Raw genomic sequence first — 21,005 nt, 5'->3', positions numbered from 1 at the left:
CCTGACACCGCTACGGGAGCCTGGCCAGCTGCGCCGTGATCCGCTCGATGTCGGCCCTCGCGGTCTCCTGGCGGGTCCTGATCCTGTCCACGACGTGGTCGGGAGCCTTGGCGAGGAAGCTGTCGTTCCCGAGCTTGGCGCCGGTCTGGGCCAGCTCCTTCTCCGCCGCGGCCAGGTCCTTGGTCAGCCGCTTGCGCTCCGCCTCGTAGTCGATGGCACCCGACAGGTCGAGCGCGACCGTCGCGCCGCCGACGGGCAGCGTGGCCGTCGCGGAGAAGCCCTCGCCCGGCGCGGTGAGGCGCAGCAGGGCGCGAACGGCCTCCTCGTGCGCCGCCAGGCCGCTGCCCGACAGGTCGAGCGAGGCCGGGACCCGCTGCCCCGGCTGGAGGCCCTGGTCGGCGCGGAACCTGCGGACCTCGGTGACCAGCTGCTTGACGGCCTCGATCTCCCGCTCGGCGTCGGCGTCGCGGAAGCCAGGGTCGGTGGGCCACGCGGCGACGACGACGGACTCGCCCCCGGTGAGCGTCGTCCACAGCTCCTCGGTGACAAAGGGGACGACCGGGTGCAGCAGGCGCAGCGTGGTGTCAAGGACCTCGCCGAGGACCCTGCGGGCCGCGTCGGCGGGGGCGCCGCCCGCGGCAAACGTCGTCTTGCTCAGCTCGACGTACCAGTCGAAGACCTCGTCCCACGCGAAGTGGAACAGCGCGTCGCTCAGCTTGGCGAACTGGTAGTCCTCGTAGTACGCGTCGACCTCGGCGACCACCGCGCCGAGCCGGGAGAGGATCCAGCGGTCGGCGGGGGACAGCTCGTCGGCGGGCGGCAGGGGGCCTTCGACGGTCGCGCCGTTGAGCAGGGCGAAGCGGGTGGCGTTCCAGATCTTGTTCGCGAAGTTCCGGGATGCCTGGACCCAGTCCTCCCCGATCGGGACGTCGACGCCGGGGTTGGCGCCGCGGGCCAGCGTGAAACGGACCGCGTCGGAGCCATAGGTGTCCATCCAGTCGAGCGGATCGACCGCGTTCCCAAAGGACTTGGACATCTTCTTGCCGAACTGGTCGCGGACCATGCCGTGCAGCGCGACCTCGCGGAACGGGGGAACGCCGTCCATCGCGTAGGTGCCGAACATCATCATCCTGACGACCCAGAAGAAGAGGATGTCGTACCCGGTGACCAGAACGGAGTTGGGGTAGAACGCCGCGAGACTCTCGGTCCGCTCGGGCCAGCCCAGCGTGGAGAACGGCCACAGCGCCGAGGAGAACCACGTGTCGAGGACGTCGGTCTCCTGGTGCCAGCCCTCGCCCGTGGGCGGCTCCTCGTCGGGGCCGACGCACACGATCTCGCCGTCGGGCCCGAACCAGACGGGGATGCGGTGGCCCCACCACAACTGGCGTGAGATGCACCAGTCGTGCATGTTGTCGACCCACTCGAAGTAGCGCGACGCCATGTCCTTGGGGTGGATGGTGACGCGGCCCTCCCTGACCGCGTCGCCCGCCGCCCTGGCCAGCGGGGCGACCTTGACCCACCACTGCGGGGAGAGCCGGGGCTCGACGGTGGTCTTGCAGCGCGAGCAGTGGCCGACGGAGTGCCGGTAGGGGCGCTTCTCGTCGACGACGCGCCCCTCGGCGCGCAGCGCGCCGACGACGGCGGAGCGCGCCTCCAGGCGGTCGAGCCCGAGGAATGGGCCGTGCACCGTGATCGCCGCCTGCTCGTCCATGACCGTGAGCTGCGGCAGCCCGTGGCGGCGGCCGATCTCGAAGTCGTTGGGGTCGTGGGCCGGGGTGACCTTGACCGCGCCCGTGCCGAACTCCGGGTCCACGTGCGGGTCGGCGACGACGGGGATCGTGCGGTCGGTCAGCGGCAGCGTGATCTCGCGGCCGACCAGGTGCGCGTAGCGCGGGTCGTCGGGGTGGACCGCGACGGCGGTGTCGCCGAGCATCGTCTCGGCGCGGGTGGTGGCGACGACGAGCGAGTCCTCGCCCTCGCCGTATCGGATGGAGACCAGCTCGCCGTCGTCCTCCTGGTACTCGACCTCGATGTCGGAGATGGCGGTCAGGCAGCGCGGGCACCAGTTGATGATGCGCTCGGCGCGGTAGATCAGGCCGTCGTCGTGCAGCCGCTTGAAGATGGTGCGGACGGCGCGCGAAAGGCCCTCGTCCATCGTGAAGCGCTCACGCGACCAGTCGACGCCGTCGCCGAGGCGCCGCATCTGCCCCGCGATCTGGCCGCCCGACTCGGCCTTCCAGCGCCAGACCCGCTCGACGAACGCCTCGCGGCCCAGGTCGTGGCGTGACATGCCCTCCTTGGCCAACTCGCGCTCCACGACGTTCTGCGTGGCGATGCCCGCGTGGTCCATGCCCGGCTGCCACAGCGTCTCGTACCCCTGCATGCGCTTGCGGCGCGTGAGGGCGTCGATCAGCGTGTGCTCGAAGGCGTGGCCGAGGTGGAGGCTGCCCGTGACGTTCGGCGGGGGGATGACGATCGTGTACGGCTCTTTGTCGCTTTTCGCGTGCGCCGCGAAATAGCCGCGCTCCACCCAGCGCTCGTACAGCTTCCCCTCTACATCGGCCGGCGTGTACTGCGTCGGCAGATCGGCGGGGGCGCTTGCGGGCCCGGTCGTGCCGGGCGGCTGGGTGTTCTGGGTCACGGCGCAAGTCTACGAGGCCGGATGTCTCAACTTCGAATCGGATTCCGCGCGGTCGGCTTTGACGCCTTTCCCCCGGCGCCACGATGATCGGCGGCCACATGGCCTCAGCATTCCCAGGGGGCACGTTCCAGTCGACGACTCCGAGGAGGCCGTGGACCTCTTCTTCTCCTCGGGCGCGGGGACGTTCACCGAGGGAGGCACGACGGAGCTGACCGGGAGCGTCGACCAGGGCGGCGCGTCGGGCGAGGTCTTCGGCTGACCGCGAACCGGCCGCAAACCCCCCGCGGGGCCCGGGAGATGGGCCATCGGGGCCCGAAGGGGTCCGCCGCGCGAATGTACAGCGAGGCGTCTCGTCGGACAGGATGTGCGCAGTAGTGCGTATATCCAGGTTCCTCGAGGGGGAGCATCATGAGTTACAACCAGCCGGGCCCCTACGGCCAGCAACCTGGCCAGCCCGGACCATACGGGGGACAGCCGCCGCAGGGTCCACCGCCCGGCGGCGGCAACCCGTACGGCCAGGGCGGGGCACCGGGCTCCCCCGGCTACGGCTTCCCGCAGCAGCAGCCGGGCTCGCCCGGGCCGCCGCAGGGCTCGCCCTACGGCCAGCCGCAGGCCCCGGGGCCCTACGGCCAGCAGCCGCCGCCCCCGGGCCAGTACCCGCCGCCCGGCGGCTACCCCGGGGGCCCGCCCCCGCCCGGCTCGGGCAAGAACAGGACGCCGATCATCGTCGTCGCGGTCATCGCCACCCTGGCCGTGATCGGCGGTGGCGCGTTCTTCCTGCTGGGCGGCGACGACGGCGCCACCGGCGCCCCGAGCGACGACGGCACGGTGTACACGCTGGCCCTGCCGGACTCCAGCGGCGAGTTCACGCGCTCCGAGGATCTGGGCGGCATGGACCTGCCCTCCGACGAGGAGCAGGCGGAGCTGGGCCTGTCCGACATGGAGGGCGACAGCGGGGCCTACGCGAACGTCGCCCTGAGCGGCGACATCCCCGAGCCCGGCGGCATCATCGCGATGGTCGGCGGCATGTGGGGCGACGTTCCCGACCCCGAGGCGGGCGTCGACGCCCTCTTCGGCCTGGCCACCGAGGAGGCCAACGCCGAGGACAGCGGCATCGAGCTGGAGGGCGAGCCGTCCGACTTCTCGAACGACGACGCGTTCCTGAAGTGCCAGATCGGGCGCGGCGTCGAGGATGATCCGTCGCTTGGCTACCCCGTGCAGGCCACGATCTGCGCGTGGGCCGACTACAGCACGATGGGCGTCGTGCTGCTCCAGGGCACCCCCGAGTTCCCCGCGGACTTCGACCCGAACACGGCGACCGAGATGCCGGAGATGGACGCCCCCGAGCCGCCGAGCCTGTCGGACGCCGCCGAGATCACCCGGCAGTTCCGCGCCGACTCCGTGGTGGAGGCGGGCTGACCCCGCCGCCGCCCACGCCCACGACGAAGGGGCCTGGACCGAGTGGTCCTGGCCCCTTCGTCGTGCTCGACTTCGTCGTGTTCGTCGTGTTCGTCGTGTGTCCGACGCGCGGCGCTCAGGCGGTCTTCTCGTGCGGCGGCGCGGTGGTGCCGCGCTGCTGCTTGGTGAGCCGGGAGCGGGGCACCAGCGTGGGGTTCACATTGGAACGCACCACGTCCTCCGTGATCAGCACCTGGCCGACGTCCTGGCGCGAGGGCACCTCGTACATCACCGACATCAGGACCTCCTCCATGATCGCGCGGAGGCCGCGGGCGCCCGTGCCGCGCAGGATCGCCTGGTCGGCGATGGCCTCAAGGGCGGGGAGGTCGAACTCGAGCTCGACGCCGTCCAGCTCGAAGAGCCGCTGGTACTGCTTGACCAGGGCGTTCCTCGGCTCGATCAGGATGCGGAGCAGCGCCTCCTGGTCGAGGTTGTGCACGGAGGTGATCACCGGGAGGCGGCCGATGAACTCGGGGATCATGCCGTACTTGACCAGGTCCTCGGGGAGGGCGTCGGTCAGCGGCTGGGCGGTGTCCCGGTCGCGCTTGGAGCGCAGGTCCGCGCCGAAGCCGATGCCGCGGGCGCCCGAGCGGGCCCTGATGATGTCGTCGAGCCCGGCGAAGGCGCCGCCCACGATGAAGAGGACGTTCGAGGTGTCGATCTGGAGGAACTCCTGGTGCGGGTGCTTGCGCCCGCCCTGCGGCGGCACCGCGGCCGTGGTGCCCTCGAGGATCTTCAGCAGCGCCTGCTGAACACCCTCGCCCGAGACATCGCGCGTGATCGAGGGGTTCTCGCTCTTGCGGGCGACCTTGTCGATCTCGTCGATGTAGATGATCCCCTGCTCGGCCTTCTTGATGTCGTAATCGGCGGCCTGGATGAGCTTGAGCAGGATGTTCTCGACGTCCTCGCCCACATATCCCGCCTCGGTGAGGGCGGTCGCATCGGTGATCGCGAACGGGACGTTCAGCATGCGGGCGAGCGTCTGGGCCAGCAGCGTCTTCCCCGAGCCCGTGGGGCCGAGGAGCAGGATGTTGGACTTGCCGACCTCGATCTCCTCGTCACGGGACTGGCCGGTGTCCACCTCGCTGGCGCGCACGCGCTTGTAGTGGTTGTACACGGCGACGGAGAGCGCCTTCTTGGCGTCCTCCTGGCCGACCACATAGCTCTCGAGGAAGTCGTAGATCTCGCGCGGCTTCGGGAGCTCGCTGAGGTCCGAGTCGGGCGACTCGGCCAGCTCCTCCTCGATGATCTCGTTGCAGAGATCGATGCACTCATCGCAGATGTAGACCCCCGGGCCTGCGATGAGCTTCTTCACCTGCTTCTGGCTCTTTCCGCAGAACGAGCACTTGAGCAGATCGCCGCCATCACCGATACGTGGTGCCACGAGGTGCTTCCCCTTCGCCTGCGCACCGCCGGGAGACGGTGCACTGATGCCTTCTGAAGACGACGGTACCTTGTCGCCGGGGCGCAGTGGCCCCCCTTGACGGGAATCCCCCTCCGCGGGGCCTTCCCGTCACAAGGGGGTGGCCGGTCGTCCTCATGCGTTGTCGTGTGCCATGGTGCTGTGCGCGGGGCCGATTCAGTCGGCCGTCGAGGTGCGCGTGGTCACGATCTGGTCGATCAGACCGTACTCCACCGCCTCCTCGGCGGTGAGAATCTTGTCACGCTCGATGTCGTCGCTGATCTGCTCGATCGGACGGGTGGAGTGCTTGGCCAGCATCTCCTCGAGCTGGGTGCGCATGCGCTGCACCTCGCGGGCGGCGATCTCCAGGTCCGAGACCTGGCCGCGGCCCGTCTCGGTGTACGGCTGGTGGATCAGCACCCTGGCGTTCGGCAGGGCCATGCGCTTGCCCCTGGTGCCCGCCGCGAGCAGCACGGCCGCGGCGGAGGCCGCCTGGCCCATGCAGACCGTCTGGACGTCCGGCTTGACGAACTCCATCGTGTCGTAGATCGCGGTGAGCGCGGTGAACGAGCCACCCGGGCTGTTGATGTAGATCTGGATGTCGCGGTCCGGGTCCATCGACTCGAGGCAGAGCAGCTGCGCCATCACGTCGTTGGCCGACGCGTCGTCGATCTGCACGCCGAGGAAGATCACGCGCTCCTCGAAGAGCTTGGCGTACGGGTCGTACTCGCGCACGCCCTGTGACGTCCGCTCGACGAAGCGTGGGATCACATAGCGGGACTCGGCGGGGAGACGGTCGTAGAGGCCGGAGCCTGGAAAGGAGTTCATGGGGTGTGTACCGCCTTGGGGTATGGGGGCGTCCGAACGAGGGCTTGGGGCCTGGCGCGAGCGCTCAGGCGCCCGTGCCGCCACCGCCCGCGACGTCCGCGGCGCTGGTGATGACCTGGTCGAGCAGGCCGTAGTCCCGGGCCTCCTCGGCGGAGAACCAGCGGTCCCTGTCGGCGTCTCGCTCCCACTGCTCGATGCTGACGCCCGAGTGCTGGGCCGAGAGCTTGGCCATCTTCGCCTTGGTGCGCAGCAGCTGCTCGGCGTGGATCTTGATGTCAGAGGCGGAGCCCGCGAGGCCAGCGGAGGGCTGGTGGATCAGCACCTCGGCGTTCGGCAGGGCGTAGCGCTTGCCTGGGGCGCCCGCGGTCAGCAGGAACTGGCCCATCGACGCGGCCAGGCCCATGGCGATCGTCACCACGTCGTTCTTGATGTACTGCATGGTGTCGTAGATGGCCATGCCCGCGGTGATGGAGCCGCCGGGGCTGTTGATGTAGAGCCAGATGTCCTTGTCGGGATCGGCGGCGAGGAGCAGCAGCTGGGCGGTGATCCGGTTGGCGATGTCGTCGTCCACCGGCTGGCCGAGGAAGATGATCCGCTCGTTGAGCAGCCGGTTGTAGACCTGATCGCCGAGGCTGCCGTTCGTCGGCTCCGCCATGGCGGAGGGCATCGAGAGCGTCACGTATCCACCTGCTCATTCTCGGACGGCCAGGCAGCCGCCCGGCCGTCACTTGGCATCTGCGTTGTATCTACGGACCCTAACGCGCGGTGCCGATCGACCCATCCCGACCTGGGAACTGTTCGCTGTGAGCGCAGGGTGTCAGGCGCGGGTGTCCGCGTCGCCCGCGTCGGCGGCCCTGGTCTCGTCGGCGGTCGCGGTGTCGTCGGCGGCCCTGGTCTCGTCGGCGGCCTGGGCCTCCTCGGTCTCGTCCGCCGCGGTCTCCGCCGCGTCCTCGTCCTCGTCGTCGAGGTGCACCGTCTCGCCGTTGGAGTCGGTCACCGTGACGTGCTCGACCACGACCGCGAGGGCCTTGCCGCGGCTGACCTCGCCGACCAGCATCGGCACCTGGCCGCCCTCGACGACGGCCTTGGCGAACTGGTCGGGGCTCATGCCCGAGGACTGCGCCCTGCGCATGAGGTGCTCGGTGAGCTCCTCCTGGCTGACGTTGAGCTTCTCGACCTTGGCGATCTCGTCGAGCACGAACTGGGTGCGGATCCCCTTCTCTGCCTGCTCGCGCAGCTCGGCCTCGAACTCCTCGCGCGTCTTCTCCTGGAGGGAGAGGTAGGCGTCGAGGTCCATGCCGAGCTGGGCCAGCTGGTGGTGCTCGAGGTTGTGCGTGCGGGTCTCGATCTCGTCGGCGAGCAGCTTCTGCGGGATCGGGACCTCGACCAGCTCAAGCAGGGCGTCGAGCACCTTCTCCTGGGCCTCGGTGGCCTGCTGGTACTTCCGCTCGTCGACCAGCCGGCGGCGGCTGTCGTCGCGCAGCTCGTCGAGCGTGTCGAACTGGCTTGCCAGCTGGGCGAAGTCGTCGTCGAGCTCGGGCAGCTCGCGCGACGAGACCGTCTCGACGGTGACCGTGACCTCGGCCTCGCGCCCGGCGGCCGAGCCGCCCTTGAGCTCGCTGGTGAACGTCGCGGTGCCGCCTGCCTCAAGCCCGGTGACGGCCTCGTCGAGCCCGTCGAGCATCTGGCCTGAGCCGATCGTGTAGCTGACCCCCGAGGCGACGCCGTCGTCGAGCACCTCGCCGTCGACGCGGGCCTCAAGGTCGATCTTGACGACATCGCCTTCCGCGGCGGCGCGCTCGACGACCGTGGTGGTGGCGAAGCGCTGGCGCAGCCGCTCGACGGCGGAGTCCACGTCCTCGTCGGCGACCTCGGCCGCGTCGACGGTGACCTCGATGCCCGTGTAGTCGGGGATCTCGATCTCGGGGCGGATGTCGACCTCGGCGGTGAACGTCAGCAGCTCGTTGTCCTTCAGCTCCTTGATGTCCACGTCGGGCTGGCCCAGGGGGTTGATCTCACCCTCGGAGACCGCCTCGCTGTAGAGCTTGGGAAGCGCGTCGTTGACCGCCTCCTCGAGGACCGCCCCGCGGCCGAACCGCTGGTCGATGATGCGCGCCGGGATCTTGCCCCTGCGGAAGCCGGGCACCTGCACCTGCTGGTTGATCTTCCGGTACGCCGCGTCGAGGCTGGGCTTGAGCTCCTCGAAGGGCACCTCGACAGTGAGCCGAACCCGGGTGGGGTTCAGGGTCTCCACGGCGCTCTTCACGGTCGGTCTCCTTGGGGCTGACATCAAGAGGTCGGGCACGGGTCCTGGCGGCCCGAATCGTCGCGCGGGCACGCCTCAGGCGCGCGAGTTATTCATAGTACGTGGTCGGGGTGGCCGGATTCGAACCGACGGCCTTCCGCTCCCAAAGCGGACGCGCTGCCAAGCTGCGCCACACCCCGCTGAAGGCTCACGACGCGACACGTAGCGTACAGGCCCGCACGCGGTCGCCTCCGCCGGGGGACCCCGGCGGAGGCGGGCGATGGGGCGCCCGCCGCTGCTACGATGCTCACCGTCGCGGGCGTAGCTCAATGGTAGAGCCCTGGTCTTCCAAACCAGCTACGCGGGTTCGATTCCCGTCGCCCGCTCGGTTCTTGGCCCGGCGCCCTCGTCGTCTCACCGCGGGGGGCCGGGCCTTCGTCTATTCGCCGCCCGAGTCGTTGATGGAGTCGTCGACGTTGTCCACGGCGTCGGTGACCCCGTTGAGGAAGTCCTCTATGGGGTCGGCCGCCCCGGTGGAGGCGAGGGAGAAGCCGAAGAGGATCGCCACGATGGCCGGTCCCCACTTGATGACCCCGCCGCGGATCATGAAGAACATGATCACGCCGAACAGCAGGGCCAGAGAGAACGAGATAACCACAACTGATCACACCTTCGGAAGCTTCGCCTCTGCTCGTCCGGGGGCTTGACCACGGCCGCCGCACCCCCGCAGGCACCATCGTGCCATCAACACGACGGCGCGTGGAGGGCGGTGACGCACCGTTCACCTTCGCCTCAGGGCCCGACCCCCACCTAGGTACCGACGTTGAACGTTATCGCCCCGTGATGCATGAGGCGTGCGGTCACGGGGAATTCGATGGGCCCACACAGCAGCGGCACACTTCGGGCGCGAGAAATCCCGGCGAGCCGATTAACGCGCGGCGCGCAGGTGTCCTGCGGGCGGGCGGAGTTGGGCGATACGACCCATATAAGCCGGTCACTTCACGGCATTTCGGGCGCTCGGGCGATCCATGTCGTCATGACCCGCCCTCGCGCGGGGTGGCGAGCGGTGTCGGCCACGCGATGTCGGTGAGAGTTGTCACGAGGATTTACCGGTCGCGGGGAAAAGCGCTAGCGTGTGGACGATGTTGCACGTCCGTAATCAACGAGCCTCCCTGCCCGCGGTCCGGGCGACGGCGGCCGACCCCCCACCGTCAGTCACGGACGATCCGCCGCGGGTGAAGCCGCGCGACCCCTTCTTCGACAACGCGAAGTACCTGGCGATCCTGCTCGTCGCCATGGGGCACGCCTGGACCCCGCTGCGCGACGACTCCAGGGCCGCCTCCGCGCTCTATGTCTTCGTCTACACGTTCCATATGCCCGCGTTCATCCTGATCGCGGGGTATTTCTCCCGGTCGTTCGCCGGGCGGCCCGACCAGCTGCGGCGGCTGATGGCCGGGATCCTGGTGCCGTTCCTGGTGTTCGACACGCTGTATGTCCTCTTCAAGCGCTGGGGCGACGACGACCCCGACTACCCCATCAGCCTGCTCGACCCCTACTACGTCACCTGGTTCCTGATCGCGCTGTTCATCTGGCGGCTGACCGCGCCGGTGTGGAAGCTCATCAGGTGGCCGCTGCCGGTGGCGCTGGTGATCGCCGCACTCGCCGCGGTCTCCCCGCACCTGGGGAACGACCTCAACATCCAGCGCGTGCTCCAGTTCCTGCCGTTCTTCGTGCTCGGACTCCTGGCGCGGCGCGAGCACTTCGCGTGGGCGCGGCGGCGCGAGGTGCGGCTCGCGTCGGTTCCCGTGGTGGCGGCGGCGCTCGCCATAGCGTACTGGGCGGCGCCGCGCATGGAGCACGGCTGGTTCTACCGCACGCACAGCGCCCAGGAGTTGGGGCAGCCGTGGTCGGTCGGCGTGGTGATGAGCCTGGCGCTCTTCGGCTGCGGCCTGGTGCTGACGGTGTGCTTCCTGGCGTGGGTGCCGACGGGGCGCACCTGGTTCACCGTGCTGGGCGCGGGGACGGTGTACGGGTATCTGCTGCACGGCTTCGTGGCCAAGGGCTCGCGCTGGTGGGACTGGTACGAGGCCCCGTGGGTCGCCACCCCTGGTGGGGTCGTGGCGGTGACCGGGATCGGCGCGGTGGTGATCACCGTGCTGTGCACGCCGCCGGTGCGCCGGGCGTTCCGCTTCCTGGTGGAGCCGTCGATGAGCTGGGCGTTCAGGCGCGAGGCGCGGGAGCGGGAGGCGCGGGAGGCGCGCGGGGTCGAGGCGCGCGGGGCGGCTCCGGAAGCGCGGGAGCGTGAGGGCGAGGCGCGGGAGCGTGAGGGCGAGGCGCGGGAGCGTGAGGGCGAGGCGCGGGAGCGGAACGCCTCGGGGCAGCCCGTCAGACCGTGACGCCGTGCCGGGCGAGGTAGGCGACGGGGTCGACGTCGCTGCCGTAGTTCTCGCCCGCTCTGACCTCGAAGTGCAGGTGCGGCCCCGTGCTGCGGCCCGTGTCGCCGCTCTCCCCCACCTGGGTGCCGCCCGAGACCTGCTGGCCCACGCGGACCGCGACCGAGGAGAGGTGCGCGTAGAGGGCGTAGTAGCCGTCGGTCATCTTGATGATGACGGCGTTTCCGTAGTCGCCCGCCTCCCCGGCGAGCACGACGGTGCCGGGGCCGACGGACCGAACGGTGGTGCCCGTGGGCGTGGCCCAGTCGATGCCCGTGTGGTATCCGGCCGCCCAGCCCCCTGTGATGCCATAGGCGGCCGAGACGGGGTGGCCGCTGACCGGGGCCGTCCACGAGTCGGCCCACGCGTCGGCGGAGAACAGGCCCCAGAAGGGGTCGCGCGGCACCACGGGCCCGACCGGGCCGAGGGGCGCGAGCGGCAGGTCGTAGAGCCCGGTGCCGAACGGCTCGGGGCCCAGCGGGCCCTGCGCCTCGGCGCCGTGGCCGACGGCCTGGACGGTCACGGGGCCCGTTATCACCAGGGCGCCGAGCAGGGTGCAGCCGATGGCGCGGTGGCTCAGGCGCCTGCCGGTGGGGCGTTGCTCCGTGGGGCGCTGACGCCGGTTCATGGCGCGCTGAAGCCCGGTCATGGCACGGTGGCGCGCGGGGCGCGCGTGGGGTGTGCCGGGGTGTGTGGCGGGGGCATCGGTCATGGCTCCGAGCCAACGGCAGCGCGCCGCGCGGCGCATCAGGGCGGTCGGGTGGGCCGCCGCCGATCGGCGGACACGGGGGCGCCCGCACCGTGTGTGATCGGCCCAGCTCATGACGGCCTGCCGTGCCGTCAGGCGGCGCGCGGGGCAATCCGCCCCGCCGGGTGATCACTCGCGGCCGATCACTCGCGGCTGATCAGCAGGAGGGCGCGGTCGTCGTTGACGTCCTTGGCGACGGCCTCGATCAGGTGCCACGCGGCGCCGCGGAAGCCCGTGGTGACATAGCGGTCGGCCTCGCCGGTGAGGCGGTCGATGCCGTCGGACAGGTCGCGGTCGGAGCGCTCGACGAGCCCGTCGGTGAACAGCATGAGCACATCACCGCGGCGCAGCGTGCCCTTCGCCGGGTGGAACTCCGCGCCGTCGTAGACCCCGAGGAGCGGGCCCTCGGCGGCGATCTCCTGCCAGCGGCCCGTCCCGGCGCTGAGCTGGACGCCCGGCAGGTGTCCCGCGGATATCAGCTCGTAGTCGCCGGTGTCGAGGTCGAGCACCAGGTGGATGGAGGTCGCGAAGCCCTCGTCCCAGCTCTGGCGCAGCAGATAGCCGTTGGCCGCGGGCAGGAACTGGTGCGGCGGCAGCGAGCCGAGCAGGCCGCCGAACGCGCCCGAGAGCAGCAGCGAGCGGGAGGCCGCGTCCATGCCCTTGCCCGAGACGTCGGTGAGGACGACCTCGAGCGTGCGGCCCTCGGGCCCGGTGCGGGCGGCGACGACGAAGTCGCCCGAGAACGACTGGCCGCCCGCGGGGCGCAGCGACATCTCGCGGTGCCAGCCCTTGGGCAGCGGAGGCAGCGCGCTCTGGGCGCGGATCCGCTCGCGCAGGTCGAACAGCATCGTGCCGCCACGCCGCCACGGCACGCCGACGCGGCTGCGGAACTGGGCGATGAGCAGGCCGATCAGCGCCACGGCGGCCACCACGAGGATGGATCCGGGGCGCACGGGGTCGGGGCTGACGTCCCGCGCCTCGATGAGCGCGGTCTCGAGCACGAGCGCGGTGGCGGCGATGGCGTAGAGCCCGAGCAGGCTGGCGGGCCGCAGCAGCAGGCCGCCCGCGACCAGGGGCAGGACAAGCGCCTCGGGCGGGCACCAGGCGGGCCAGACGACGGTGGCCCCGGTGAAGACGGGGACGGTCAGGAAGAGGGCGAGGAACGCCAGCCACTCGGAGCCGCCGCCCCTGAAGTAGTCGACGGCGGAACGGCGCAGCCCCGTGCGCAGGCGGTGGACCGTCTTGTGGGCCCTCTCCCGCCTGGCCCTCAAGAGTGCCGTCCTACTGCCGCGCGCCATGACCTGCGACCCTATCCACCCGTTCGGCGCCGCGTCGAACCCCTGGCCCCGCGAGGGCCTCGGCCCGGGCGCCCGCGCGGAAACCTCCTCGCCCCGCGTCGCGCCCCCTGGTAGGCATGGGCGCATGACGACGAAGCTGCGGACGGTGTCCAAGGACGATTTCGACGCGTGGTACGCGGGGCTCGAGTGGGCCTTCGGCGGGCTGAAGGAGTCGGCCGATGAACGCCGCCTGTGGCACGAGCTTGTCGACCTCGACCGTTCGCTCGGGGTGTGGGACGGGGACCGGGTGGTGGGCTCGCTCGGGACGTTCGCGCTGCGGGTCTCGGTGCCTGGCGGGGCCGTGGTGTCCGCAGCGGGGGTCACGATGGTGCATGTCGCGGCCACCCACAGGCGGCGCGGGCTGCTGCGCCTGATGATGCGCAGGGCCCTGGACGACTACCGCGAGGCGGGCGAGCCGCTGGCCGTGCTGACCGCGTCGGAGCCGGGCATCTACGGCCGCTTCGGCTTCGGGGCGGCGACATGGCGGATGCTCGCCACGATCGACACGGCCAGGGTGGCGGTGAACGCGCCCGCGGGGGCGGACGACATCGCGCTGCGCGTGGAGGACCCGGCGCGGGCGGCGCGGCGCTGCGAGGAGCTGTACGCGCGCCTCGTGCCGCGGCGGCCCGGGATGCTGGAGCGGCTGCCCGGCTGGGAGCGGCTGCCGTTGCTCGATCCTCCCGGGGAGCGCGAGGGGGCGTCCGCGCGCCGGTGTGTGCTGGCGGAGCGCGAGGGGGAGCTGCTCGGCTATGCGCGCTATGCCCTCAGGCCGAGGTTCGCCGAGGCGGGGCCAGAGGGCGCGGTGGTGGTGCGCGATCTGGAGGCGGCCACGCCCGAGGCGTATGCGGCGCTCCTGCGCTATCTCGCGGAGATCGACCTGATGAGCACGGTCGTGCTGCGCGATCTGCCGGTGGACGCGCCGCTGCTGCACCTGGTGTCGGATGTGCGCCGGTGCGAGCTGCGGGTCCAGGACCGGATGTATCTCAGGCCGGTCGACGTGGGCGCGGCGCTGGCCGCGCGCTCCTACACGACCGAGCTCGATGTGGTGCTCGACGTCACCGACGACATGTGCCCGTGGAACGCCGGGCGCTGGCGGCTGTCCGGCGGGCCAGGCGGCGCGGTGTGCGCCCGCACCGGGGACGCGGCGGATCTGGCGCTTCCGGTGCGGGCCCTGGGCGCGGCCTATCTCGGGGGCGTCTCGCTGGCCTCGCTCGCCGGGGCGGGGCTGGTCGGCGAGCGGCGCGCGGGCGCGCTCGCGGCGGCGGGCGCGGCGTTCACCGGCCAGCTCGCGCCCTGGCTCCCCCATACGTTCTGACGACCCCACACCTGACGGCACATCTGACGGCACATCTGACGGCACAGGCCCACCCTCCCGGTGTCGTGAAGGCCGAGAATACGGCCCCGCACCGACACCCGGGAGGCTCTTGGCCTGAGAGGGCACCGGGGGCGGAACGGGGGTGGCCCCGGGGGTGGAAGGGGTCACCGCGGCTGGCACACGGGGCACCAGAAGAGGTTCCTCGCGGCGAGCACGGCGGTGCGCACGGGCGTTGTGCACACGTGGCACGGCGCCCCGGCGCGGCGGTAGACATAGACCTCGCCGCCGTGCTCGTCCTGGCGCGGCGGGCGGCCCATGGCCTCGGGGGTGTGCTCGGGTCTCACGGTGTCGATGCGCCCGGCGCGCACGCCCTCGCGCATGAGCGCGACGAGGTCGTCCCAGATGGCGTCCCACTCGCGGCGCGTGAGGCCGCCGCCCGGGCGGTGCGGGTCGATGCCGCGGCGGAAGAGGACCTCGGCGCGGTAGATGTTCCCGGCCCCGGCGATGACGCGCTGGTCGAGCAGCAGCTCGGCGATGGCGACGCGGCGGCCCGTGACGCGGGGCCAGGCCCGTTCGGCGTCCTGGCCCGGCTCGCCCGCGCGCAGCGGGTCGGGGCCGAGGCGGTCGATGACGGCGCGCTTCTCGGCGTCGGTGACGAGCGCGCAGCGGGCGGGCCCGCGCAGGTCGGCCCAGTGCTCGGCGGTGGCGAGGCGGAGCCTGACCTGGCCGACGGGCGCGGGGGCTGGGCCCTCGCCGAACGCCACCTTGCCGTAGAGGCCCAGGTGGACGTGCACCCAGCCGACGCCGGTGAAGCCGAGGAAGAGGTGCTTGCCGTGCGCCTCGGCCGCGGTGAGGGGCTGGCCGTCGAGCAGGGCGGCGCCGTCGGCGAACTTGCCCTGGGGGGAACGGGCTCGCACCGGGGCGCCGCCGCCGAAGCGCTCGCCGTACGCGGCGGCGAGCCGGTGGATGGTGTGGCCTTCCGGCACGGGCGCTCAGTCCAGCTCGGGGGCGGGGGGAATGGTGCCGTCGGCCTCGTAGCCCGCGAGCATGGCGATGCGGCGGCTGTGGCGCTCCTCGCCGGTGAACTCGGTCGCCAGGAACACCGCGACATACGACGTGGCCTCGTCGGTGGTGTGCATGCGGGCGCCGAGGCTCAGGAGGTTGGCGTCGTTGTGGAGGCGGGCGAGGCGGGCGGTCTCCTCGCTCCAGGCCAGCGCGCAGCGGGCGCCGCGCACCTTGTTGGCGGCGATGGCCTCGCCGTTGCCCGAGCCGCCGATCACGATGCCGAGCGATCCGGGGTCGGCCACGGTGCGTTCGGCGGTGCGCAGGCAGTACGGGGGGTAGTCGTCGGCGGGGTCGTAGTGGTGGGGGCCGCAGTCGACCGGCTCGTGGCCATGGCCCTTCAGCCAGTCGGTCAGATGGCTCTTGAGTTCGTAACCCGCGTGGTCGGAGCCGAGGTAGACGCGCATGGGTCGAGTCTGGCACGGCCGGGGAGAGCGCCGTTCGGCGGTCTCCCCGACGCGCTTCCCCGACGCGGTGTCAGCGCTCGTCGTCGGCGTCGCCGGGGCGGACGAGGCGCCAGGCGAGCGGCAGGGCGCCCATCGCGAGGGCCGCCTTGAGCGCGTCGCCGACGAGGAACGGCGTCAGACCGGCGTCGATCGCCTCGGCCGCCGACATGCCGGTGTCGAGGGCGAGGTAGGGAACGCCGACGGCGTAGGTGATCGCCATGCCGACGAGCATCGTGCCCGCGGTGCGCGGCGCGGTGCGGTCGCCGCCGCGGCGGGCGAGGGCGCCGACGGCCACGGCGGCGGCGGTCATGCCGATGATGTAGCCGAAGGACGGCATGGACCAGCCGGAGGCGCCATCGGAGAACCACGGCATGCCCGCCATGCCGACCAGCGCGTAGAGCAGGAGCGAGGCGAAAGCGCGCGCCGGGCCGAGCGAGGCGCCGATGAGCAGCGCGGCGAACGTCTGCCCGGTGACCGGGACCGGGCTGCCCGGCACCGGCACCGCGAGCTGCGCGGCGAGCCCGGTGAGCGCGGCTCCGCCGACGACCAGCGCGGCATCGCGCGCCCGCGCGCGGGGCAGGGTGGCGGCGGGCAGCAGATCGGCGAGAACGGCGGTGCTCATGGGCGGCTCCTCGGTGGAGTCGGGGACGGAACGGTTCGGCACCCGGGGGTGCCCACCGACGCTAGCCCAAGCCCCGTGCCTCGACGGGGTGATGTTGACGACACCGCCAGGGCTCTCCGCTGGTACCGTGCTGTTGCAAAGAACTCGCAATTAGTGGGTGCGGGCAACGGTGCCGTCGCGTCTTCGCCCCGGCCATGTGGCGCGTGGTGAACTGGCAGGATGTCGCCGAGCGGTACACGGCGGCCAGGGAGCGGGCGAACGCCCTGCTGATCGCCCTCTGAAGGCCGCCCAAGGACCCCCCGGCCGCCTGATCGTCTTCTCACCGCACCACCGGGCAGGCGGACGGACCAGGGGAACGGCCCCCGCGCGGAGGCATCGCGCGGGGGCCGATTCACCGGGCTCACCGCCCCACGGGGAGACGCCGCGGCCCTCAGTCGAACTGCGGGCCGACCGTCCTGGTGCGCTTGATCTCGTAGAAGCCGGGGATCGAGGCGACCAGGAGCGTGCCGTCCCACAGCTGCGCCGCCGCCTCGCCCTTGGGAGCCGGGGTGACGACGGGGCCGAAGAACGCGATCTGCTCGCCGTCCGCGCCAGGAACGGCGATCACGGGCGTGCCGACGTCCTGGCCGACGAGGTCGATGCCCTCCTTGTGCGACGCGCGCAGCTCCGCGTCATAGGCGTCCGAGTCCGCCGCGTCCGCCAGCTCGGCGGGCAGCCCGGCCTCCTCAAGGGCCTCGACGATCACCTCGCGCTCCAGCTTCTCGCCGCCGTTGTGCGCGCGGGTGCCGAGCGCCGTGTAGAGCGGGCCGAGCACGTCGTTGCCATGGGCCTGCTCCGCCGCGATGCACACGCGGACCGGGCCCCACGCGTTGCGCATGAACTCGCGGTACTCCTCGGGCACCTCGTCCATCCTCGGCTCGTTGAGCACCGCGAGGCTCATCACGTGCCAGCGGACCTGGACCGGGCGCACCTTCTCGACCTCGAGCATCCAGCGCGACGTCATCCAGGCCCACGGACAGAGCGGGTCGAACCAGAAGTCGGCGGGCGTCTTCTCTGCGGTCTCGGGCATGTCTTTTCATCTCCTTGTGCGAACGGCACGCCTGGCGCAGCTTCAACGCGTGCGCGCCCCGGCGCATTCCGCGATGCGCGGCGCAAGGGGGCCATGACATCCTGACTCGCGCCCACGGAGGGACAAGACGGACACCGCCACGGACGAAGGAGTGTCGCTGTGCCAGGAGAGAATCTGACCCGTGACGAGGCCCGCGAGCGGGCCAGGGTGCTGAGCGTCCACGGGTACGAGGTGGCACTCGACCTCAGGTCCGCGACCGGCCCGGGGCCCGCGCCCGGCGCCGGGCCGAGGACGTTCCGCTCGACGACCACGATCCGCTTCGCGTGCGCCGAGCCCGGCGCGACGACGTTCGCCGACCTGCTGGCGCCGCACGTGCACTCGGTGACGCTCAACGGGGTGTCGCTGCCGGTGGACCGCGTCTTCGACGGCACGCGCGTGCTGCTGGCCGACCTCGCCGCGGAGAACGAGCTGACCGTGGACGCCGCGTGCGCGTACAGCCGCACCGGCGAGGGGATGCACCACTTCGCCGACCCGGAGGACGGCGAGGTCTACCTCTACACCCAGTACGAGCCCGCGGACGCGCGCCGGGTCTTCGCGAACTTCGAACAGCCTGATCTGAAGGCCCCGTTCACCTTCCGCGTCACCGCGCCCGAGGCGTGGACCGTGCTCAGCAACGGCGCGGAGACCGGGCGCGAGCCGCTGGGCGACGGCGCGGCGACGTGGACGTTCGCCCCCACGCTGCCCATCTCGACCTATATCACCGCGGTGGTCGCGGGCCCCTACCACTATGTGCGCGACCACTACCGGCGCGAGCTGCCCGACGGGGCCGCTCTGGAGATCCCGCTGGGCGCGCTGTGCCGCAAGGGCCTGGCCAGGCACTTCGACGCGGACGAGATCTTTCTGCTCACCAAGCAGGGGCTCGACTTCTTCCACGACCACTTCGGCTACCCGTACCCGTTCGGCACCTACGACCAGGCGTTCGTGCCCGAGTACAACCTCGGCGCGATGGAGAACCCCGGGCTTGTGACGTTCCGCGAGGAGTATGTCTTCCGCGGGCGCACCACGCGGGCGGCGTACCAGGGGCGGGCGAACACGCTGCTGCACGAGATGGCGCACATGTGGTTCGGCGACCTGGTGACCATGGAGTGGTGGGACGACCTGTGGCTCAAGGAGTCGTTCGCGGACTTCATGGGCGCGTTCTCGCTCGTGGAGGCGACGCGGTTCGACGAGGGGTGGATCGCGTTCGCCAACCGCCGCAAGGCGTGGGCCTACCGGGCCGACCAGCTGTCGTCGACGCACCCGATCACCGCGGACATCCGCGACCTCCAGGACGCCAAGCTCAACTTCGACGGCATCACCTACGCCAAGGGCGCCTCGGTGCTCAAGCAGCTGGTGGCGTATGTGGGGCGCGAGGCGTTTCTCGAGGGCGCGAGGCGTTACTTCAAGCGCCACGCGTTCGGCAACACGCGCCTCGACGACCTCCTCGCCGTGCTCGCCGAGGTCTCGGGGCGCGACATGGGCGAGTGGGCCAAGGCGTGGCTCCAGACCGCGGGCGTCAACACCCTGACGCCCGCGGCCACATATGGCGCGGACGGGCGGATCCTGGAGCTGACGGTCTTCCAGGAGGCCGCCCAGGACAGCCATCCGACGCTGCGCCCGCACCGCGTCGCCGTGGGCCTCTACCGGCGCGACGAGCCGGGCGGGCCCGTGGTGCGCTACGCGCGTGCCGAGGTGGACGTGACGGGCCCGAGCGCGACCGTTCCCGAGCTGGCGGGGCATGAGGCGCCGCTGTTCATCCTGGTCAACGACGACGATCTGACCTACTGCAAGGCGCGGTTCGACGAGGCGTCCCTGGCCGGGCTGCGCGAGGGGCTCGGCGATGTCGCCGACCCGCTGGCGCGGGCGCTGTGCTGGTCCGCGCTGTGGAACCTGACGCGCGACGGGCTGCTGCCCGCGCGCGAATTCCTCGACCTGGTGGGCCGGTTCGCGGGCGCCGAGGACCAGGTCGGCGTGCTCCAGATGGTGCACAGCTGGGCGCGCACCGCGCTCGTGCACTACAGCGCGCCCGAGCGCAGGGACGCGGCGGGCGCCGCGCTGGCGCGCACCGCGCTGGGCGAGCTGCGGCGGGCCGCGCCCGGGGGCGACCTCCAGCTGGCGTGGGCCCGCTTCTTCGCGGGCTGCGCCGCGTCGGACGCGGACTTCCAGCTGCTCGCCGGGCTGCTCGCGGGCACCGCGAGGATCGAAGGGCTCGATGTGGACCAGGAGCTGCGCTGGACGTTCCTGCGGCCGATGGCGGCGCACGGCCACGCGGGCGAGGCGGAGATCGAGGCCGAGCTGGCGCGCGACGACACGGCGTCGGGCCACCGGCACCAGGTGCGCTGCCTGGCGGCGCGGCCCTCGGCCGAGATCAAGGAGCGCGCGTGGGCTGAGGTCGTGGAGGCGGACCGGCTGTCCAACGCGCTGGTGGAGGCCACGATCGACGGCTTCGCGCAGTCGAGCCAGCGGGACCTGCTCGCGCCTTACGCGCCACGGTACTTCGACGCGCTGACGCGCGTGTGGTCGGAGCGGACGATCGAGATCGCGATGTCGATCGTGTCGGGGCTCTATCCGTCGCTGGGCGACCCGGAGCCCGTGCTCGACGCGACCGACGCGTGGCTCACGGCGCACGCGGACGCGCCGCCCGCGCTGCGGCGCCTCGTCGCGGAGGCGCGCGACGACACGGCGCGCGCCCTGGCGGCGCGGCGCCGGGACAGCTGACCTCGGGTCCCGAGGCGGGACGTGTGAGGCCGTGGCGGCGCGGGCGGCGACGGCCTCCTCTGGCATGCGATGGCGTCCGAGGCGGCTCGGCAGGTCGCGTGGGCGGCCTTCGACCAGAGCCGCCCCGGTGTTGCCCAGCGCTTCTTCGACGGCTCCCTCCGGGCCTCCGCCGAGGCCGGTGATCCGATCAGCGGGGCCTATGCCCTCTCGTTCGCCGCGATCCAGTGCTATTCCGCCCCCGGACAGGCGGGTAGGGCGGTATCGCTCCTTCAGACGGCCCAAGAGCAGGTGAGGCACAAGGCGACTCCGCGCATGCACGCCATGCTGGCCGCCCGCACCGCCCGCACGCTGTCGAAGACCGGCGCGACAAAGGAGTGCGCCCACCACCTCCACGTCGCCCGCGCGGCGCTGGACAGGGACCACACGACGACGCCCCGAAGACCCTGTACTGGGTGGACTTGAGTGTTATGCGGCCTGTCAGGGTGTCCCGTTCCCGAATGCCGCATGGAACGGTGATCCATCTCGACGGTGTGGGGGGGCGTTCTCGGCTTCCAACGCGGTGTTGCGCAAGGCAAGTACCTGTATGTGGTTACTGAGGTTGAACTCGTGGTGACGCCTTTGGCTAAGGTTTGATGGTCAGGCC

General features: G+C 71.7%; 17 protein-coding genes, 2 tRNA genes and 1 pseudogene. 7 read left to right on the top strand and 13 right to left on the bottom strand.

Going from position 1 to position 21,005, the window contains the following annotated elements:
- Positions 1-10: 10 nt before the first annotated feature.
- A complete protein-coding gene (locus DEH69_RS02255) occupies positions 11-2,641 on the bottom strand; it encodes a valine--tRNA ligase (RefSeq protein WP_113685164.1) in 2,631 nt (876 codons plus the stop codon).
- A 408-nt stretch (positions 2,642-3,049) separates the two neighbouring features.
- Between DEH69_RS02255 and DEH69_RS02250 the strand changes: the two genes are divergently transcribed.
- Positions 3,050-4,060 (top strand): hypothetical protein, encoded by a 1,011-nt coding sequence (locus DEH69_RS02250; RefSeq protein WP_113685163.1) that lies wholly within the window; start codon positions 3,050-3,052, stop codon positions 4,058-4,060.
- 115 nt (positions 4,061-4,175) lie between these two features.
- On the opposite strand, the gene clpX is transcribed toward DEH69_RS02250, so the two are convergent.
- The 5 genes from clpX to DEH69_RS02225 all read right to left on the bottom strand — a co-directional run bounded on the left by clpX (position 4,176) and on the right by DEH69_RS02225 (position 8,774).
- Entirely contained in the window at positions 4,176-5,483 is a 1,308-nt protein-coding gene (gene clpX / locus DEH69_RS02245) for an ATP-dependent Clp protease ATP-binding subunit ClpX (protein ID WP_113685162.1), read from the bottom strand.
- A gap of 195 nt (positions 5,484-5,678) precedes the next feature.
- Positions 5,679-6,329 carry an ATP-dependent Clp protease proteolytic subunit gene (locus DEH69_RS02240; RefSeq protein WP_113685161.1) on the bottom strand — a complete coding sequence of 217 codons (651 nt, stop codon included), beginning with the start codon at positions 6,327-6,329 and terminating at the stop codon, positions 5,679-5,681.
- A 64-nt stretch (positions 6,330-6,393) separates the two neighbouring features.
- Complete coding sequence (locus DEH69_RS02235) at positions 6,394-6,996, bottom strand: ATP-dependent Clp protease proteolytic subunit (protein WP_113685186.1); 603 nt, start codon at positions 6,994-6,996, stop codon at positions 6,394-6,396.
- Between the two features lie 150 nt (positions 6,997-7,146).
- Positions 7,147-8,595, bottom strand: coding sequence for a trigger factor (gene tig / locus DEH69_RS02230; protein WP_113685160.1), 1,449 nt, complete (start codon positions 8,593-8,595; stop codon positions 7,147-7,149).
- A 102-nt stretch (positions 8,596-8,697) separates the two neighbouring features.
- A tRNA-Pro gene (locus DEH69_RS02225) sits at positions 8,698-8,774 on the bottom strand.
- 115 nt (positions 8,775-8,889) lie between these two features.
- Between DEH69_RS02225 and DEH69_RS02220 the strand changes: the two genes are divergently transcribed.
- Positions 8,890-8,960 (top strand) — tRNA-Gly (locus DEH69_RS02220).
- A gap of 53 nt (positions 8,961-9,013) precedes the next feature.
- Here the strand turns inward: DEH69_RS02220 and DEH69_RS02215 are convergent.
- On the bottom strand, positions 9,014-9,232 hold the full coding sequence (locus DEH69_RS02215; protein ID WP_077061373.1) for a hypothetical protein: 219 nt from the start codon (positions 9,230-9,232) through the stop codon (positions 9,014-9,016).
- A 484-nt stretch (positions 9,233-9,716) separates the two neighbouring features.
- Between DEH69_RS02215 and DEH69_RS02210 the strand changes: the two genes are divergently transcribed.
- Entirely contained in the window at positions 9,717-10,970 is a 1,254-nt protein-coding gene (locus tag DEH69_RS02210; protein ID WP_113685185.1) for an acyltransferase family protein, read from the top strand.
- Here the strand turns inward: DEH69_RS02210 and DEH69_RS02205 are convergent.
- The gene (locus DEH69_RS02205; RefSeq protein ID WP_258534378.1) at positions 10,960-11,718 is read right to left on the bottom strand and encodes a murein hydrolase activator EnvC; all 759 of its coding nucleotides are present in this window, start codon (positions 11,716-11,718) and stop codon (positions 10,960-10,962) included. The genes DEH69_RS02210 and DEH69_RS02205 overlap by 11 nt on opposite strands.
- A 179-nt stretch (positions 11,719-11,897) precedes the next feature.
- On the bottom strand, positions 11,898-13,052 hold the full coding sequence (locus tag DEH69_RS02200; protein WP_113685158.1) for a PP2C family protein-serine/threonine phosphatase: 1,155 nt from the start codon (positions 13,050-13,052) through the stop codon (positions 11,898-11,900).
- Between the two features lie 124 nt (positions 13,053-13,176).
- Between DEH69_RS02200 and DEH69_RS02195 the strand changes: the two genes are divergently transcribed.
- Complete coding sequence (locus DEH69_RS02195) at positions 13,177-14,406, top strand: GNAT family N-acetyltransferase (RefSeq protein ID WP_113685157.1); 1,230 nt, start codon at positions 13,177-13,179, stop codon at positions 14,404-14,406.
- Positions 14,407-14,570: 164 nt separating this feature from the next.
- Here the strand turns inward: DEH69_RS02195 and DEH69_RS02190 are convergent, their stop codons facing one another.
- The 3 genes from DEH69_RS02190 to DEH69_RS02180 form a co-directional block, all read right to left on the bottom strand.
- The gene (locus tag DEH69_RS02190) at positions 14,571-15,392 is read right to left on the bottom strand and encodes an Fpg/Nei family DNA glycosylase (protein ID WP_113685156.1); all 822 of its coding nucleotides are present in this window, start codon (positions 15,390-15,392) and stop codon (positions 14,571-14,573) included.
- 6 nt (positions 15,393-15,398) lie between these two features.
- Positions 15,399-15,875, bottom strand: coding sequence for a ribose-5-phosphate isomerase (locus DEH69_RS02185; RefSeq protein WP_113685155.1), 477 nt, complete (start codon positions 15,873-15,875; stop codon positions 15,399-15,401).
- Between the two features lie 70 nt (positions 15,876-15,945).
- On the bottom strand, positions 15,946-16,536 hold the full coding sequence (locus DEH69_RS02180) for a biotin transporter BioY (RefSeq protein ID WP_113685154.1): 591 nt from the start codon (positions 16,534-16,536) through the stop codon (positions 15,946-15,948).
- Positions 16,537-16,727: 191 nt separating this feature from the next.
- Here DEH69_RS02180 and DEH69_RS02175 point away from each other — a divergent pair.
- Positions 16,728-16,817: pseudogene (locus tag DEH69_RS02175) on the top strand (superoxide dismutase); the annotation flags it as partial.
- A gap of 149 nt (positions 16,818-16,966) precedes the next feature.
- Here the strand turns inward: DEH69_RS02175 and DEH69_RS02170 are convergent.
- Positions 16,967-17,605 (bottom strand): DsbA family protein, encoded by a 639-nt coding sequence (locus DEH69_RS02170; protein ID WP_113685153.1) that lies wholly within the window; start codon positions 17,603-17,605, stop codon positions 16,967-16,969.
- A gap of 159 nt (positions 17,606-17,764) precedes the next feature.
- Here DEH69_RS02170 and pepN point away from each other — a divergent pair, with 159 nt between their 5' ends.
- Both pepN and DEH69_RS31210 read left to right on the top strand, forming a co-directional pair.
- Positions 17,765-20,362, top strand: a complete 2,598-nt coding sequence (gene pepN, locus DEH69_RS02165) for an aminopeptidase N (RefSeq protein ID WP_113685152.1) — start codon at positions 17,765-17,767, stop codon at positions 20,360-20,362.
- Positions 20,363-20,674: 312 nt separating this feature from the next.
- Complete coding sequence (locus DEH69_RS31210; RefSeq protein WP_181727214.1) at positions 20,675-20,824, top strand: hypothetical protein; 150 nt, start codon at positions 20,675-20,677, stop codon at positions 20,822-20,824.
- The last annotated feature ends 181 nt before the right edge of the window (positions 20,825-21,005 follow it).

Source organism: Streptomyces sp. PT12 (genome assembly GCF_003311645.1).
Taxonomy (GTDB): Bacteria; Actinomycetota; Actinomycetes; order Streptomycetales; family Streptomycetaceae; genus Streptomyces.
The sequence above is the reverse complement of the archived record's forward strand: the minus strand, read 5'-3'. Positions and strand labels throughout refer to the sequence as shown.